At 67.4% G+C, this 16,455-nt stretch carries 10 protein-coding genes; 4 read left to right on the top strand and 6 right to left on the bottom strand.

Annotated elements, in window-relative coordinates; all coding sequences use genetic code 11:
- Nucleotides 1-29: 29 nt before the first annotated feature.
- The 3 genes from MK786_RS13350 to MK786_RS13340 form a co-directional block, all read right to left on the bottom strand.
- Nucleotides 30-1,946 carry a DUF4012 domain-containing protein gene (locus MK786_RS13350; RefSeq protein WP_241112742.1) on the bottom strand — a complete coding sequence of 639 codons (1,917 nt, stop codon included), beginning with the start codon at nucleotides 1,944-1,946 and terminating at the stop codon, nucleotides 30-32.
- Nucleotides 1,947-1,993: 47 nt separating this feature from the next.
- Nucleotides 1,994-3,565 (bottom strand): sugar transferase, encoded by a 1,572-nt coding sequence (locus MK786_RS13345; protein WP_241112741.1) that lies wholly within the window; start codon nucleotides 3,563-3,565, stop codon nucleotides 1,994-1,996.
- 112 nt (nucleotides 3,566-3,677) lie between these two features.
- Nucleotides 3,678-4,844 (bottom strand): nucleotide sugar dehydrogenase, encoded by a 1,167-nt coding sequence (locus MK786_RS13340; protein ID WP_241112740.1) that lies wholly within the window; start codon nucleotides 4,842-4,844, stop codon nucleotides 3,678-3,680.
- A gap of 70 nt (nucleotides 4,845-4,914) precedes the next feature.
- On the opposite strand from MK786_RS13340, the gene MK786_RS13335 reads away from it, so the two are divergent.
- Nucleotides 4,915-7,242 (top strand): glycosyltransferase, encoded by a 2,328-nt coding sequence (locus MK786_RS13335; protein ID WP_241112739.1) that lies wholly within the window; start codon nucleotides 4,915-4,917, stop codon nucleotides 7,240-7,242.
- 22 nt (nucleotides 7,243-7,264) lie between these two features.
- Here MK786_RS13335 and MK786_RS13330 read toward each other — a convergent pair whose 3' ends face one another.
- The 3 genes from MK786_RS13330 to MK786_RS13320 all read right to left on the bottom strand — a co-directional run bounded on the left by MK786_RS13330 (nucleotide 7,265) and on the right by MK786_RS13320 (nucleotide 10,288).
- Nucleotides 7,265-8,377, bottom strand: coding sequence for an ABC transporter ATP-binding protein (locus MK786_RS13330; RefSeq protein WP_241112738.1), 1,113 nt, complete (start codon nucleotides 8,375-8,377; stop codon nucleotides 7,265-7,267).
- The gene (locus tag MK786_RS13325) at nucleotides 8,370-9,221 is read right to left on the bottom strand and encodes an ABC transporter permease (protein ID WP_241112737.1); all 852 of its coding nucleotides are present in this window, start codon (nucleotides 9,219-9,221) and stop codon (nucleotides 8,370-8,372) included. The genes MK786_RS13330 and MK786_RS13325 overlap by 8 nt, the downstream gene beginning before the upstream one ends.
- A 149-nt stretch (nucleotides 9,222-9,370) precedes the next feature.
- Entirely contained in the window at nucleotides 9,371-10,288 is a 918-nt protein-coding gene (locus tag MK786_RS13320) for a hypothetical protein (RefSeq protein ID WP_241112736.1), read from the bottom strand.
- 279 nt (nucleotides 10,289-10,567) lie between these two features.
- Between MK786_RS13320 and MK786_RS13315 the strand changes: the two genes are divergently transcribed.
- From MK786_RS13315 to MK786_RS13305, 3 genes are all read left to right on the top strand, one after another.
- Nucleotides 10,568-11,518 (top strand): hypothetical protein, encoded by a 951-nt coding sequence (locus MK786_RS13315; RefSeq protein ID WP_241112735.1) that lies wholly within the window; start codon nucleotides 10,568-10,570, stop codon nucleotides 11,516-11,518.
- A gap of 24 nt (nucleotides 11,519-11,542) precedes the next feature.
- A complete protein-coding gene (locus tag MK786_RS13310; protein WP_241112734.1) occupies nucleotides 11,543-13,879 on the top strand; it encodes a glycosyltransferase in 2,337 nt (778 codons plus the stop codon).
- Nucleotides 13,880-13,943: 64 nt separating this feature from the next.
- Nucleotides 13,944-16,328 (top strand): glycosyltransferase, encoded by a 2,385-nt coding sequence (locus tag MK786_RS13305; protein ID WP_241112733.1) that lies wholly within the window; start codon nucleotides 13,944-13,946, stop codon nucleotides 16,326-16,328.
- Nucleotides 16,329-16,455: the final 127 nt, after the last annotated feature.

The raw sequence follows: 16,455 nt of genomic DNA, 5'->3' as shown, positions 1-16,455 counted from the left end.
TCGGCTCTGCGGGGTCGGCGCGCCGGCGGTCAAGGGGTCGGCGTCGGCGTCGGCGTCGCGGTGGTTGCGGGAATCGGCAGTGATTCGAGCAGAGAGGGCTCCGCGGGCGGGAACAGCGAGTCGCACGAGTCCGCGATCGTCACCGGCGTCTTCGTCACCGTCGGCGAGTAGCGCACAGCCAGCGGGCCCAGTTCGCCCTCGGGGAGCGTGCTCGTGAACGACACCGACTTCGTTTCACCCATGCCGAGCAGCATGGTGACGCTGCGACCGTCTCGGCCGGCCTCCGATCCTGTTCGGGTCCAGTCCGCGAAGTCGCCGTACTCGGGGGTCGAACTCAGGGTTCCTCCGGGCACTGCATACGACAGCACGTCCAGGATCATCGTCGTGCGCGGCAGACCGAGGCTCGGATTGCGCCATGCCAGCGTGTACTGGCTGAGATCGCCCGTAGGAACCGAGTTGGTCATGGTGATCGTAGACGTCACGGTGCGCGCCGCAGGGTCGCACGAGATGTCCATCTTGGTGCTGAGGTAGTACTCGAGCTTGCTGTACGAGGCGTTGTTCAGCCACACGCCCACCTGGGTCTCTTCGACGTTGTCGGTGGCGAGTGCGCCGTCGACCACGAGCTCCTGAGCGAGTTCCTGCTCGGCCTCGCGGGGGAACCACATGTACACGCGGTCGTCGAGCATCGACTTCTGCAGCTGGACGAGCATCTCCTTCGGGTCCCAGTCGCCCGCCGCGACGGTGTCGAACACCTTGCCCGCGACATCGCCGAAGTACTCGTCGGCCGCATCCCCGTCCGAGCCGAAGCGCTCGTACGTGTCGCTGAGGAGCACCTGCACGACGTTCTCGGACGTGAGTTCTGTGCCGTCCTCCAAGGCGATCGGTCCGGTTGCGATCATCAGGTATGAGAGTACGACCGGGTCGATGGAGACCACCCCGTCGATGTCGCCGCCATTCGTGGTCTGCCAGAGCGAGCGGTACATGGCGGCCGTCGTCGGGAAGTCGGGGGTTCTCGTGAAGTTCTGCGAGTACGCGTCGAACTCCCACTCGTACATCGAGAGCGTCGACTCGGGCATCTCGTACTGGAGCAGACCGTCATACCCCGCATTGTGGAAGGCGTCGGTCGCCTCGTCCTTGCGCATCTCGATCTTGCCGGCATCGACAGTGACGATGGTTCCGTTCGCGGCGTTGCCACCGGTAGCACGGATCTCGGCGTTGTTCTGGAAGAGCACCACGTAGGTGCGCGGTTCGTTCGCGCCCGCCAGCGCGAGCAGTGTCGGCACGTACTTCTCGACCATGTCGAGGGCGGGACCGGCCTGATCCAAGACGTCGAGAAGCTGACCGACCGCGTCGTCGACGACCGGAAGCAGCTCCTTGCGGTCGACGTGGGCCACCTGGGCCTGGGCGTCGGCGAGCGCGGTGCGCACTGTGGGGACGATGGCGGCGGCGCCGGTGAACGGCTCGAGGTTGAGGCCGCCGCCCTCGACCTTCAGCTCATCGATCTGGATCGTCGCGAGCAGCTGCAGCGCAGGCGGCATCGCCTCGACCACCAGGGTGTCGGTCGCGTGCGTCGCCGCCCGTACCGCCTCTACATTCGCACCCACAACGGGAATGTCGATCGCGGCGTCCCACAGCGGCTCTTCGACGATCGTCGCAGCTTCGGCAGTCAGCCGGCTGACATCGGCGCCAGCGGCTTTGATCCCCTCCTGGTCGCCCTCCTGCACGAGGTCGACGATCGAGGCGAGCTTGCTCTTGGCCAGCATGAGGTTGTCGCGCACTTCGAGCGCCTGCGACGCGAAGATGCCGCCGACGATAGCAACAGGAGCGAGTATCACCACCGACACCCCCAGGAGCACCCACGGCCAGCGGCGCCGGCGCGTGGGCGCGGGCGCATGGTTGCCTGCCCGACCGTGTCGGAAGCGGCCGGGGGTCTGCTTTCGGGGCACCTGAAGATGCTAGCGGGACGACGCTGGGATCATCCCGAGAGGCACACTCAGTGCGCCGACTCGCCGGGCGCGACCACGGCTCCGATCGTCCGGAAGAGGATCTGGATGTCCTGCGTGAACGACCAGTTCTCCACGTAGTAGAGGTCCAGCCGCAGGGCGTCCTCCCAGGTGAGCCTGGACCTTCCGCTGACCTGCCAGAGGCCGCTCATTCCCGGCTTCACGAGCATGCGCCGATGGGCGTCGTCGTCGTAGAGCGCGACTTCTGCAGCGCGCTGAGGGCGCGGGCCGACGAGGCTCATCTGGCCGACGAAGACGTTGAAGAGCTGCGGCAGCTCGTCGATCGAGTGCTTGCGCAGCACGCGTCCCACCCGGGTGATGCGCGGGTCGTCGGTGACTTTGAAGAGCGGCTCGTCGGTAGTGCCCTGCACATCGAGAAGGCTCGCGAGCTGATCGTCGGCGTCCGCCACCATGGAACGGAACTTCACCATCCCGAACTCCCGCCCGCCACGACCGATCCGCTGCTGACGGTAGATGATCGGCCCAGGGCCGTCGATGCGGATGGCGATCGCCGTGACGACCATGACCGGGGAGAAGAAGAGGATCAACAGCGACGAGCCGATGATGTCGAAGGCACGCTTCGCGAAGCGCTTGTACCCCTCGAGGGTCGGGAAGTCCACATGGACGAGCGGGAGGCCGGCCACCGGACGGGCGTGGATGCGCGGACCGGCCACGTCGGTGAGTGCCGGGGCCACCACCCAGTTCACGTCCCGGTCGGCCATCTCCCAGCCGAGGCGACGCATCGTCACCGGATCGAGCTGATCGGATTCGGCGACGATGAGAGTGTCTGCACCCACTCGGTCGACCGCATCGCCCGCCGCCGCGAAGTCGCCGAGAATCGGGATGCCGGCGACGGCCTCATCGCCACCGTTGGTGAGCGCGCCCACGATGACGTAGCCGGAGTCCGGCGCGCGCCGGATCTGCTGAGCGATGTGGGCAACCTTGGAGCGCTCGCCCACGATGATCGCTCGGTAGACGTAGCTTCCGCGACGCTGTCGCCGCCGCAGCCACTGACGCCACAACCATCGCGACAGAAGCAGAGCGACCAATCCGATCGGCAGCGCCACGATGAACACCGACCGGGCGATGTCGATCCGCACGAAGAACGCCACTGCGACGACGACGGCGAACACCACCAGCGTCGCGTTCACGATCCGTCGGTACTCGGTGATGCCGTGCCCGACCATGTGACGATCCCGGGTGTCCAATGCATCCAGCGCGAGCAGCCACAAGACGCCCAGGAGGGTCAGCAGCACCCAGTAGGGGATGCTCGGGCCGTCCGGCCACGACACGGGCTGGGTGAGCTGGTTCAGCGCGATCAGCGCGTAGGACAGCAGCGTGCCGGCGACGACCGCTGCGTCGGAGTAGAACAGTCGGCTCGCGTAGCGGCGAACCCACGGCGGCTCGCGGCGCTTCACGGCCTCGGCGGCGTTCAGCGCGGGCGGCGCCGCTTCGGAGCGGGCGATGTCGGCCGATGAGCCGGAGTCGGGCTCTTCGACGCCGACAGCCGGGGACGGGGAGCGCCGTCTGGACTCGCTCGCCCGTTCGCTCGGCCTAGTCACAGCACCCGCTCCGTCGCCTGCATACATGTGCCCCGAACTGCACTCGGAGTGGCCGGGGGTTGTCTTCCAGGCTACTACGAAGCCGTTCTCGGCCCTCGGAGCGTCGCACAGCTCAGTCGCGACCGTAGAGGTCGCGCGTGTAGATCTTGTGGGACACGTCCGAGAGCAGATCGGTCGACCGATTGGCGATGATGACGTCAGCGCGGGCCTTGAAGTCGTCGAGATCGCGCACGACCTCGGAGTGATAGAAGTCGGAGTCTTCGAGGAAGGGCTCATAGACGATGACGTTCACGCCCTTCGCCTTGATGCGCTTCATGATCCCCTGGATCGACGACTCCCGGAAGTTGTCGGAGCCCGACTTCATGACCAGCCGATAGACCCCGACCGTCTCTGGCCCCCGCGCGAGGATGTCGGCAGCCACGAAGTCCTTGCGGGTGCTGTTGGCGTCGACGATCGCGGCGATGAGATTCTGCGGCACCTCGGAGTAGTTCGCGAGCAGCTGCTTCGTGTCCTTCGGCAGGCAGTACCCGCCGTAGCCGAACGACGGGTTGTTGTAGTGCGTGCCGATGCGCGGGTCGAGTCCGACGCCTTCGATGATCTGCCGCGAGTTGAGGCCGTGCACGGCTGCGTAAGTGTCGAGTTCGTTGAAGTAGGCGACGCGCAGGGCCAGGTAGGTGTTGGCGAAGAGCTTGATCGCCTCGGCCTCGGTCGATCCCGTGAGCAGCACCGGCACGTCGTCGTCGAGAGCGCCCTCGGTCAGCAGCGCGGCGAACCGCTGACCCGCGGGCCCGCTGTCACCCACGACGATGCGCGATGGGTGCAGGTTGTCATAGAGCGCCTGCCCCTCCCGCAGGAACTCGGGCGAGAAGATGATGGTTGCATCCGAATGCTGCGCGACCATGCTCGCCGTGAAGCCCACCGGAACAGTGGACTTGATGACGATCACGGCGCCGGGGTTGACTGCGAGAACGTCGTCGATCACCCCCTCGACCGATGAGGTGTCGAAGAAGTTGTTCACCTCGTCATAGTTCGTCGGTGTGGCGACGACCACGAAGTCGGCATCCCGGTACGCGCCCGCATGATCGAGTGTCGCGCGCAGATTGAGCTCGCGCGTGGCGAGGTACTCTTCGATGTCGAGATCGATGATCGGCGAGCGTCGCTTCTCGAGCAGTTCGACTTTGTGGGGGTCGATGTCGACGGCGACCACTTCGTGGTGCTGGGCGAGGACGACGGCGTTCGAAAGGCCCACATAGCCAGTGCCGGCGATGGCGATCTTCATTGCGTAAGGGTATCCGTGCCCGCGGACTGCTCCCAATCGGCGGGCGTACTGCGCACCATAGAATTGCGCGATGGGTTCGGCACCGCTTCTCTCGATCGTCATGCCGGTCTTCAACGACGAGGCGACGATCGCTTCGTCACTTCAGAGCGCGCTCCGTCAAACTGTCCACGACATCGAGATCATCTGCGTCGATGATGCGTCGACTGACGGCACGGCCGCGGTGATCGAGCGCCTCGCCGCCCGCGACCCCCGCGTTCGTCTCATCCGTCAGGAGACCAATCGATCCGCATTCCAGTCCCGGAGAACCGGCATCCTGGCCGCCCGCGCCGCCTACGTGCTCTTCCTCGACGGCGATGACGAACTGGTGGCGGACGCCGCGAAGAAGGCACTCGCGAAGGCAGATGCATCCGGGGCCGACCTTGTCGGCTTCGGCGTCACCGTCGTGGAGCGAGATGGCCGCACCGGCGGCGCGTACGAGAGCCGGCTGCAGCCCCCGCATCGTTCCCTCGACGGGACGGCGGTGCTGAGCGGGCTCTTCCCGATCGGCAAGGCCGCCCAGGGCCAGCTGTGGCGATACCTATTCCGCACTCGCCTCCTGCGCGACGCGTACGCGCTTCTGCCCGACGACCTCATGCTCGCCCGGGTGAACGACCTCCCGCTGATGTTTCTGACCGCCGCTCTCGCGACGACGTATGTCTCGATCGACGACAAGCTGTACCGATACCACTTCGGGCGGGGTGGCAGCGGTCACGTCGTCGACACCGTGGAACGAGCGGAGTTCTACGCGTCTGCGATCCGATCGATCGACAGCATCGGCCCTGCGGTGCACGAACTCGCCGGCACGGGCGCGGACGGGCTGCTGTTACTCGACACGTACGCGTCCGCCCGGCTTTCGATGATCGGACATGTGTGCTTCCAGTTGATAGAGCGGAGCGACAGCGCGGTGCTCGACGCCGCACTCGCACATCTCCACACGCTGGCGCCGGCGCACGACATCGTGATCGCGGCCGCGAGGTTCTACCCCGCCACCTTGAAGACGCTGAAGTTCCACGCCACGTGGCACGGCATCGGTGACCGGCCGGTCCGCAGCATCCTGCTGACAACCTCCACGCTTCGCACCGGAGGCGTGTCGGCCGTCCTCGCCTCGCAAGCGCGCTACCTGCTCGACGCGGGTTTCCGTGTGACGATCGTCGCCCGCAAGAGCGGGAGCGACCGAGACGTCGTCCCGGCGGGCGCGGCATTCGTCGAGCTGGCCGGGCGCGACCTGGTCGAGCGTCTCGACGAGTGGGCCGAGATCTGCCGCGCGCACGAGGTCGACGTGGTGATCGACCATCAGATTCTCTACACGCCGCACTGGCCCGAGTACGCGCTCATGGCGCGCGCCGAGGGTGCCTCGACCATCGGCTGGGTGCACAATTTCGTCGGGCGGCCGATCTACGACGGCAACGACCGGCTCTCGCTCATCGAACGGTGCAGCAATACGCTCGCCGAACTCGTCGTGTTGTCTCCTTTGGATGTCGCGTATTTCAAGCTTCGCGGCGTGACACACGCCGTATACGTGCCGAATCCGCCCTCGTCGCTGCTGCTGGAGTCGCTGTCGCATCCGGTAGCCAGAACGCCGCCCGCCGGTCGCATCGAGCTGGTGTGGTGGGGACGCCTGGACCAGCACACGAAGCAGGTGCGCGAACTCATCGAGGTGGGGGTTCAGCTCCGCAGGCTGTCGGTCGACTTCCGCCTCAAGGTCATCGGTCCGGACTGGGACCACATGACCGCGAAGAAGTTCAACCGCGAGGCGCACCGGCGTCGTGTCGGCGACCACGTCGTCGCCGTAGGTCCTCTGCTCGGCGCACGGCTGATCGACGCCATCGACGCCGCTGACGCCTTCGTCTCCACGAGCATCATCGAGGGTTTCCAGCTCACGATCGCGGAGGCTCAGGCTCGCGGCCTGCCGGTGTTCATGTACGAGCTTCCGTGGCTCACCCTGGCGCAGCACAATGAAGGAATCGTGGCCGTGCCGCAGGCCGACGCGCGCGGCCTCGCCCGCCAGATCGCCGATCTGCTCTACGATCCGGAGCGGTACACCGCTCTCTCCCGAGCTTCTGTGGAGGCGGCCGAGCGGACGAGTTCGTTCGACTTCGCGGAGCTGTACCGCGGTGTCGTCACTGGCACTCTGCCCCCCGGCCTCTCCCCCGAGCCGACGCTCGCTGATGCGCGAGAGCTGCTCGGCTTGATGGTCTTCTTCGCCGAACGGTCGCGGGGGCGGGGTCGTGCGAGACCCGCGTCGGTGAGTGCTCGGCTGTGGGAATCGGCCGCGCCGATCGGGCGGGCCACTCTCCAGAGACTGCCGGGCCTGCGTCCGCTCGCGCATCGCGCGAAGAAGTGGCTGCGCCCTCGGTGAGCCGCTGGCTGGGCTGGGCTGGCTAGGGCAGAATCGCGACCAGCGCGAGGGCCGCTCCCGCGCCGATGGCGACGAGGATCGCGCCGCCCGTGACAGCGATTGCGGTGATCTCGCGACGGCTGCGCTCTCGCACCGACTGGTAGAACCGCCGCCGTCGGACGGTGTCGGGGCCTGTCAGGTGAGTGACAGGTCCGGTCGGCTGAGCGACAGGTCCCGTGGGCGTACTCGAGGCCGTCGGCGCGGCGATCGCCGGAGCCGGTGCAGCAGCCGCGGCCTGCGCCGCACGGTATTCGACCCTCGCCTGCATGCGCCGGGCCGCCGATGCCGTGTTCGCCTTCGGTGCCGTTAGCGCGGTCGATGCCGCACCGACCGCGCTGGTCCCCTGCTTGGTCCACTTGACGTAGTCGTTGATGACGTCTCTGGCCGGACCGTCGGCGCGCAGCTCGCCCTTGTGTATCCAGAGCACCCGCTCGCACGTGTCACGGAGCGAACTGGCCGAATGACTCACGATCATGACAAGGCCGGCGCTGTCGCGAAGCTCACGGATGCGCTCTTCACTCTTGAGCTTGAATCGCCGGTCCCCCACGGACAACGCCTCATCGATCAGCAGGATCGAGTGGGCCTTGGCGGAAGCGATGGCGAAGCGCAGCCGCGCTCCCATACCCGACGAGTAGGTGCGCATGGGGTGGTGGATGAACTCGTTGAGCTCGGCGAAGTCGGCGATCTCGTCCACATGCGCCGATGCCTCTTCGGGAGTGAAGCCCATCGCCAGAAGGCCGAGCTTGATGTTGTTCTCCCCCGACAGGTCGGGAACGAGCGCGGCGTTGACGCCGAGCAGCACGGGGCGGTCGGCGGCCCAGATCGTCCCCTGCGAGGTGGGGATCAGTCCGCTCATCGCGCGGAACAGCGTCGACTTGCCTGATCCGTTGTGGCCGATGACCCCAATCGTCTCGCCCTCAGAGGCCGCGAACGTGACGCCCCTGAGTGCGGGAACGGTCTTGAGGCCGCGTCCGCCGCGCAGCGCCTGCATGCTGAGCATGGTGTCGCGAACGCTCATCCGCTTGCCTGACGCGTAGACACGATAGGTGACGTGCGCGTCGTCCACGACCATCATCGGCCGTGCCGACTCACTCACTGAGGCCATACCTCGCCTCCGCTTTCCAGAAGTAGACGACACCGACCACGAGGGCCAGCACGGCCCACACGGGCGCGAGGATGGCGGCGAGCATGGGCGTCGGATGATCGACGAGCATCACGCCTCGCACGAGTGCGATGAAGTCGTAGGTGGGGATGCTGTGTGCGATGGTGAGCAGCACCGGGTTGTCGGCGAACACGAGATCGACCTGGAAGAACACGCTACTCGCGTAGAACAGCACGCGGTTGATGGTTGGGATGAACTGCTGGACGTCGCGGGTCCAGACAGACATGCGGGCGACGATCAGCGCGACACCGAAGTTGAAGACCGCCATGAGCGCGAGAATCGGGATGACCAGCAGCCACGACCAGCTGATCGGCACACCGAAGACCAGTAGCAGGATGCCGAGCAGCACGGTCGTCGGCACCATCCGCATCGCCTGCTCGATCACGACTGAGACGGGTAGCAGAATTCGCGGGAATCCCAGGCTCTGGACGAGACGGGCGTTGCCGGTGATGGACCGTGACCCTCCGGAGAAGCAGCCGGTGAAGAACTCGAAGACGAAGACGCCCGTCAGCACGTAGGGCACGAAGTCGGCGGGGCGCGCGGAGTGGGAGAGGATGAAACCGAAGATGGTGCCATAGATGATGGCAGTAAGCACGGGCTTCAGCACGATCCAGAGGATGCCGAGCCTGTTCTGGAGCAGCCCACCGATCAACCGGTATCCGGCCAGCGTGAACGCGAAGCTGCGGCGCCGCCACGTCTCCTGGAGATACGCGCCGAACGGCGGACGTCGGCCTACTTCGTAGAGGCCGTCGGCAGGGGCGCGAAGGTGTGCTTCCACCAAGGAACTCGCTACCTCTCTGACCGCCACGTACTCCGTGGGACTGTCCCGCGCGCACAGCTCATGCGATGATACCTCGGCTCACCAGCGGAGCCCGGGAGAGAGCTGTGACAGCCCTGCCCGGGGTCCGAGCTGAGTTATCGTGCTGATCAGGCGACCGCGTCCATTGCGGCGCGGATGCGCGCGGTCAGGTCGGCGACGTCGGCACGGGCGGCGTCGATCGCCGGTACGAGACTCGGCAGGTGCGACTCAAAGCGGTCGGCGAACTCCGGCAGCTCGTCATAGCGGCCGATCAGCCCGCCCAGGCCCACCGCTGCGAGCAGGCGGGATATCTTCTGCGGATCACTGCCGGAGCCGATCGGATACGCGCCCTCGGTTGCCCCCATGATCAGGCCGTGCGCACGGTCGCTGACAACCGCGAGCGAGCGGCTGTACACGCTGCGTACATGGGCATCGAGGTCGTCGTGCCGCATGCTCGGCGCGGAGAGGTACTCGCCGCCGAGGGCTTCAGCCAGATGCACGGCGCGGGGCGCATCGCGCGCGACCTGCGCGACCGTGACGATGCGCGTCGCGGTCTTGGCCGCGAACGCGCGCGTCGCAGCGATCCACTCCTCTCCCGGCCACGGGCGGTCGAATCGCAGCGTCACCGCGAGCAGCGAGCGCTCCCCCGCATCCGCCCACGCCGACGTCGGCGGCCCCTCCGAGTACGCCCAATCAGGAGCGAAGTCGCCGAACCCGGCTGCGTCGCGCGATCCCTGGTCGCGCCAGGACACCACCGACGCGTTGCGGAACGCGGGGTCGAAGGTGACGTGATCCGCGCTCTCGACGTTGCGGAGACCGATGCCGGCGACAACCACGGCACCGCCGGCGGCGACGACGCGCGCGCATTCCGCCGCGCGACGGGGCCCGGGGAACACCCCGGCCCCGGGGTTGATCTCTCCGGCGTTGATCGCGTGCACGGGTCGCGTGGATTCGTTCTGCGCGCGGATCCACGGCGTCCACTGCTCGTAGAACGTCACATCCGGGGCCTTGGCGAAGCCGGCCGTGTAGTCCGTGGTCGGGGTCATCAGATATACGTGGACATGCCGGCCGGGCCCGCGAAGCGCATCGAGGTATGCGACACGGAGTGCCGAGTCTCCAAGATTGTCGTCCTGCCCGCTCAGCTGCGCAAAGACGTTCTGAGTCATTTTCTCATTCACCGCGCGCCAGTCTATTCTTGGCGCGTGTCTTCGGCGTCTTCCTCCTCGTCTTCCGGCGTGCGCGGTAACGCCGGCGACGGCGCTCAGGAGGGCTCGGAAGTCCCGTCGCTGCGAGTCGTGGTCGCCTCGCGTCCACCGTCGCACCGCGTGGCATACGTGGACCAGCTGATCGGCGACAACTCGGCAGGCAAGGGACCGACGGGCATCGTCTACGAGTTCCGCGCCCGTCCGCGTCCGACCGCGGGCGTCGACGTGATCCACGTCCTTTCGCCCGGCGCCGTGATCGGCGAGCGCGGCACCCCGGACGGGGAGCAGGTGAGGCGCGCCACGAAATTCTCGAAGTCACTGAAGCGTCGCGGCATCGCGCTCGTGCGGACAGTGAGCAATGACGACGCTGTGGTCGCACGGGCGGCGTCGCGGGCCGAGGCCATCCTCGACGATGCGACTACATCGTTCGTCGCTCTCAGCCCTACGATCCCCGCTCCCGCCGGGAGGGCCGCGATCGTGATTGGGCACAGCCATCTGCGAGATCGCTTCCTCGGCTACCCGCGCAAGGAGGCGGTGCCCGGGCGCCTCCTGTTCGTCTCCCCCCACACAGTCCCGGCCGTCTACGAGGCACCGCTCAAGGTGTTCGCCTACGCCGACCTCGGCGACAGTACGCTCCGGATCGTCGGTCAGCTGCCGGACGCCCTCCGCGCGTCCTTCGACCGCACCCTGACTCGTTATCCGAACCGCATCACCCTCCGGGACGAACCCCTCTCCGACAGTGCACGCGTCGAGGAAGTCTCGCTCGCCGAGCTCGTCGTCGTGGCTGCGCCGGACGCCTCCGACAGCCTCGGTATCATCATGCTCGCTCTCTCTCTCGACCGCCCGGTGCTGGTCGAGGACACCCCTGGCACACGACTGCTCGCCGACGAAGTTGGCCACGACTGGGTGCGCCTCCACAGCGGACGCCTCACGGCCGTGACGCTGGAAGCAGCGGTCGAGGCGCTCAGAGATCAGCCCCCCACAGGCCGACCCGATCTCGACGCTCGCGATCCCAACGCGATCGCGGCCGAGTACACGGCGGTCTTCCGGGCCGCTGCGGCATCGAGCTAGCCGCCCTACCTCCACGGAATTCAGATGTCCACGTCGCCCCTCGTCTCCCTCATCGTCCTGATCGTTCACGACGACCAGCGGATCGGAGCCACGCTGCGGTCGTGCATCGACCAGTCGATGCACGATGTCGAGATCATCTGCGTCGCTGGGAGCATGCCCGCGGACCCTGCCCTCGCTGAGCGGAAGGCGGCGGATCCCCGCGTTCGCATCGCACGGAGCGAGGATTCCTCGGCCTCGGGGCTGCGACGGACGGGTGTGTCGGCGGCCACGGCGCCGTACGTCCTGTTCCTCGAGCCCGGCGACGAGCTGATCAGCGGTGCGGCCGAGGACGCGCACAAGAAGGCGACCCAGGGAAACGCGGACATCGTCGGCTTCGCTGACGCGACCGGTGCGCAGGATGGCGTCGTCTCAGAGCGCATGCAGAAAGCCCGCAACACCGTGCTGCATGAAGAGAACATCGTGCGAGGCCTGTTTCCCGCCAACGCCGGCTCGCACGGTCGCGTCACTGGATTCCTCTTCCGCACAGAGCTGCTCCGCGCTGTGTACACGGCTCTGCCTGCCGGATCATCCGACGACGCGGTCGAGGTGTTCCTCGCGTGCGCGGCGGCGCGCACGTATGCGCCCCTGGGGGAGTCCGCGCATCTGCGACTGTCCGGCCGTGGTTCGGCAGAAGTCGCGCATTCGAGCGCCGCTCTGTCGCAGGACATGGGTTCGCTCGATGCCGTGACGGCGATCCAGCCGATCGTGCGGGAGTGGGCACGGCACAGTCCCAATCCGGAGCCGCTGCTGGACGGCTACGAGGCGCTTCGCCTGTCGGGCGTCGCCCGGGCACTCGCGCGCGTACATCGCGTACCCGAGGCCCGCCAGATGCAGGAGATCAAACCGCTGCGCGCGCGTATCGATGAAATCGACATCATCGCCGCCGCGTCGACGTTCGCGCCCGAGACGCTGCCGACCCTAACGCGCCTAGGGACGAGCATCGAGCTGGGCCGGAAGCCCGTGCGCAACGTGCTGTTGAGGACGAACATCCTCACCACTGGGGGTGTGTCCAACGTCCTGCGGACGCAGGCGCAGGTGTTCCTCGACGCGGGGTACGGCGTCACGATCGCGACACACCTCCACGGCAGCGACGAGTCGCTCGTGCCCGAGGGGGCGACGCTCGTCGCGGTCTCCGGCTCGAGCCGACGGGACCGCCTGGCCCGCTGGGTCGAGGTGTGCCGGGAGCACGAGGTCGACGTCGTGATCGACCACCGAGTCCTGTACTCACGCGACTGGCCGGGCTACGCCCTGGCAGCACGGGCATCCGGGGCCGCCACCATCGGCTGGCTCCACAACTTCGCGGGGCGCCCGACCTACAACGGCACCGATCTGCACACGCTGCTGCACGACAATTTGCCGGCACTGGCACAGCTCATCGTGCTCTCGCCCCTGGACGTCGCATTCTGGAAGCTGCGCGGCATCCCCCGCACCGCCTTTCTGCCGAACCCGCCGTCCCCGATGCTGCTCGGGTCTGCGGGCGATGTCGCGCCAAAACCCGCGCCGGTCGGGCGTCGGCTCGAGGTCGTGTGGTGGGGCCGGCTCGAGGAGCACACCAAGAAAGTGACACACCTCGTCGAGGTCGCGCGGTCGCTCAAGAGGCTCGGCGTCGACTTCCGGCTGCGGATCATCGGACCGGACTGGACGGACATGAGTGCTGCCCAGCTGTCGACGTTGGTAACGCGACGCGGATTGGACGATGTCGTCGACGTCATCGGCCCCCGCCACGGTGATGACCTGCTCGAAGCAATCGACTCCTCCGACATCTTCATCAACACAAGCATCATCGAGGGGTACCTCCTCACGATTCCCGAGGCGCAGTCCCGCGGTTTACCCGTGGTCATGTACGACTTGCCCTGGCTGCTCCCCGTCCAGGACAACCCCGGCGTCATCGCCGTCCGTCAGGGCGACGCGAACGCTCTCGCCGCCGCCGTCGCTGCGCTCGCGGCCGATCCAGACCGGTACAGCGCGCTCTCGCGCGCATCGATCGCGGCGGCGGAGCGCGCTACCTCCTACGACTTCGCGGCGCTCTACCAGCAGCTCGTGTCCGGCACCCTCCCGGCCGAATACTCACCGGAGCCGACGCTGGAAGACGCCCGCGTCTCGCTCGATCTGCTGGTCTTCTACGCCGAGCGGAATGCGGAGCAGAGCGTCGAGGCAGCGAAGGCGTCCGCTAACGGGCGGGCGCGCGCCACCTCAGCCTCTCGCTCGATCGGTCAGCGGGTGGAGGGCAAGCTGACCGGGACAGGTCACAGAGTGCTGGCTCTCGCCCCCTGGCTGCGTCCGCTTGCCCGCCGCGTAAAGCACGCACTCCTGCGCAGCTGACCCGGCGCGCGACGCAGTCGCACTGCCGCGCCCCCCACGAGTTACCCGCAACGACGGAGATCACATGGACACCATCCCGCTCGTATCGATCGTCATCCCGGTCTACAACGACGAGGACGTGATCGCGGGAGCACTCGACAGCTGCCTTCGCCAGACGCTTTCCGCGATCGAAGTCATCGTCGTCGACGACGCATCCTCCGACGGAACCACTGATGTGGTGCAGCAGTACGCCGAGCGTGATCCGCGCGTGCACATCATCCGCCAGGAGCAGAACATGTCGGCCTACCAGGCGCGTGGGGTGGGAATCCGTGCGGCGCGAAGCGCATATCTGCTCTTCCTCGACGGCGACGACGAGCTGGCCGACAACGCGGCGGAGGTCGCACTCTCGAAGGCGAAGAGCACGAACGCCGATCTCGTCCAGTTCGGCGTCGAGGTCGTCGGCCGCGACGGGAGCACTGGTGGCGGATTCGAACTTCGGCTCCAGCCGCGCATCGGCTCGCTCCGGGGTGCGGACGTCCTGCGCGGGCTCTTCCCGATCGACGAGCCGGCGCAGGGTCAGCTGTGGCGGTTCCTTTTCCGCACGCAGCTGCTCGTCGACGCGTACGCGCTGATGCCCGACGACCTCGTCCTCCCGCGGGTCAATGATCTGCCCATCACGTTTCTCGCCACGGCGCTGGCAACGAGCTACGAATCGCTGCCCGAGCGCCTCTACCGATACCACTTCGGTCGTGGCGGCAGCGGGCAGAAGGTCCACGACCTGGAGTGGGCGAAGTTCTACGCGGGAGCGATCCACTCGATCAACACGATCGCACCCGCGGTCCAGGTGATCGCGAACCGCAGCTCCGATCCGGCGTTCGTGCACGCCACCTACGACTCCGCCCGCCTGTCTATCGTCGCCTACACCACGTACTACCTCGCCGAGCACACCGGTGAGGACCTGCTCGCGGAGACCTTCGCCCATCTGTATACCTGCGCCCCCGCGCGCGAGATCGTGCACGCGACGGCGAAGTTCCGGCCGGGTGCGCTCGAGAAGCTCGCGGCGCACACGAGCCGGATCGACCTGAGTGAACGTCCTGCTCGCAGCATCCTGCTCACCACGAACGTCCTTCAGAGGGGCGGCGTGACCGGCGTCCTGCTGTCGCAGGCACGCCTGCTGCTCGCCGCGGGGTTCCGGGTGACGATCGCGGCGCGCGAGGCGGGGAGCGACGAGTCGCTCGTCCCTCGAGGGGCCGTCTTCGTCCAGATCGACGACTCGACGTCCCTCGCGGACCAGCTGGCGCAGTGGGCTGACGCGTGTCGCGAGCACAGTGTCGACCTTGTGATCGACCACCACTGGCTCTATGCGAACCGGTGGCCCGCATTCGCCCTCGCGGCGCGCGCGGAGGGCGCAGCGACGATCGGCTGGGCGCACAACTTCGCCGGCCGGTCCGTCCTCCTCGGCATCACACGGCTCGCCTTCCAGACCCGAAATATGGGCGCCCTCTCGCAGCTGATCGTGCTCTCGCCGACCGACGTGGCGTTCTGGAAGCTGCGCGGGATGCCGCGGGTGGCCTATCTGCCAAATCCGCCCTCTCCACTGCTGGCGGAGGCCTCGCGGGTCACCGCTCCCCGGAAAGCGCCCACCGGGCGGCCGCTCGAGCTGGTGTGGTGGGGGCGGCTCGAGCAGCGCACGAAGCGCGTGTCCGAGCTCGTCCAGGTGGCGGCGGAGCTGCGGCGACTCGGTGTCGACTTCCGGCTGCGCATCATCGGCCCGGACTGGAACGAGATGACGGCAGCTCAGTTGAACGAGCTCGCGGACAGGCTGGCGATCGGAGATCTCGTGCAGGCGGTGGGACCGCTCTACGGAGAGGATCTCCTGGCCGCGATCGACTCATCCGACATCTTCCTCAACACGAGCATCATCGAGGGATACCCGCTCACGATTCCGGAGGCACAGTCCCGCGGCCTGCCGGTCGCGATGTACGAGATGCCTTGGCTGGCTCTCGCGGAAGGTAATGACGGAATCGTCACCGCTCCACAGCGCGATGCCACCGGCTTGGCCGCGGAGATCGCCGCGATCGCCGCCGATCCCCAGTTGTACCGCAGGCTGTCCGCGGCATCGGTCTCGGCCGCCCAGCGAGAGCTCTCCCACGATTTCGCGACGCTCTATCAGCAGTTGGTCTCCGGCACGCTCCCGGCGAGTCACTCCCCCGAGCCGACGATCGACGACGCCAAGCGCCTCATCGATCTGACGATCCTCTTTGCCGAAGAGAGCGCCAAGGCTCGAAAGCCGCCGGAGCGCCGGCGAGATCGCGACAAGTCGCCCCGCCGAGCCGCCGAGAGCGTCGATCAGTCGCTCAGTTCGCGGGTTGTTCAGAAGGCGACGCCGGCGGCCCGGACCGTGCTCGACATCGCGCCGTGGCTCCGCCCCGCGGCGCTCAGGCTGAGGCACGCTCTCCTGCGTCGCTGAGTTGATCACCGAGTTGGTTTCAGTCGAGCTGGGATCAGCCCGCGCATCCCCCCGATGCGCGCCGGCCTCGAGCACTTCCACCCCGCGCCCGGGCGACCCGGCGAGGGTCAGCGCCACAACGCTCTGG

Origin of the sequence: Microbacterium sp. CFH 31415, assembly GCF_022538185.1 — a bacterium.
GTDB lineage: Bacteria > Actinomycetota > Actinomycetes > Actinomycetales > Microbacteriaceae > Microbacterium.
This window is presented reverse-complemented; position numbering and strand designations above follow the sequence as displayed.

Coding starts and splice junctions, on each gene's coding strand:
- MK786_RS13310 (WP_241112734.1), top strand. CDS start 11,543: ATGTCCACGTCGCCCCTCGTCTCCCTCATCGTCCTGATCGTTCACGAC.
- MK786_RS13305 (WP_241112733.1), top strand. CDS start 13,944: ATGGACACCATCCCGCTCGTATCGATCGTCATCCCGGTCTACAACGAC.
- MK786_RS13335 (WP_241112739.1), top strand. CDS start 4,915: ATGGGTTCGGCACCGCTTCTCTCGATCGTCATGCCGGTCTTCAACGAC.
- MK786_RS13340 (WP_241112740.1), bottom strand. CDS start 4,844: ATGAAGATCGCCATCGCCGGCACTGGCTATGTGGGCCTTTCGAACGCC.
- MK786_RS13320 (WP_241112736.1), bottom strand. CDS start 10,288: ATGACCCCGACCACGGACTACACGGCCGGCTTCGCCAAGGCCCCGGAT.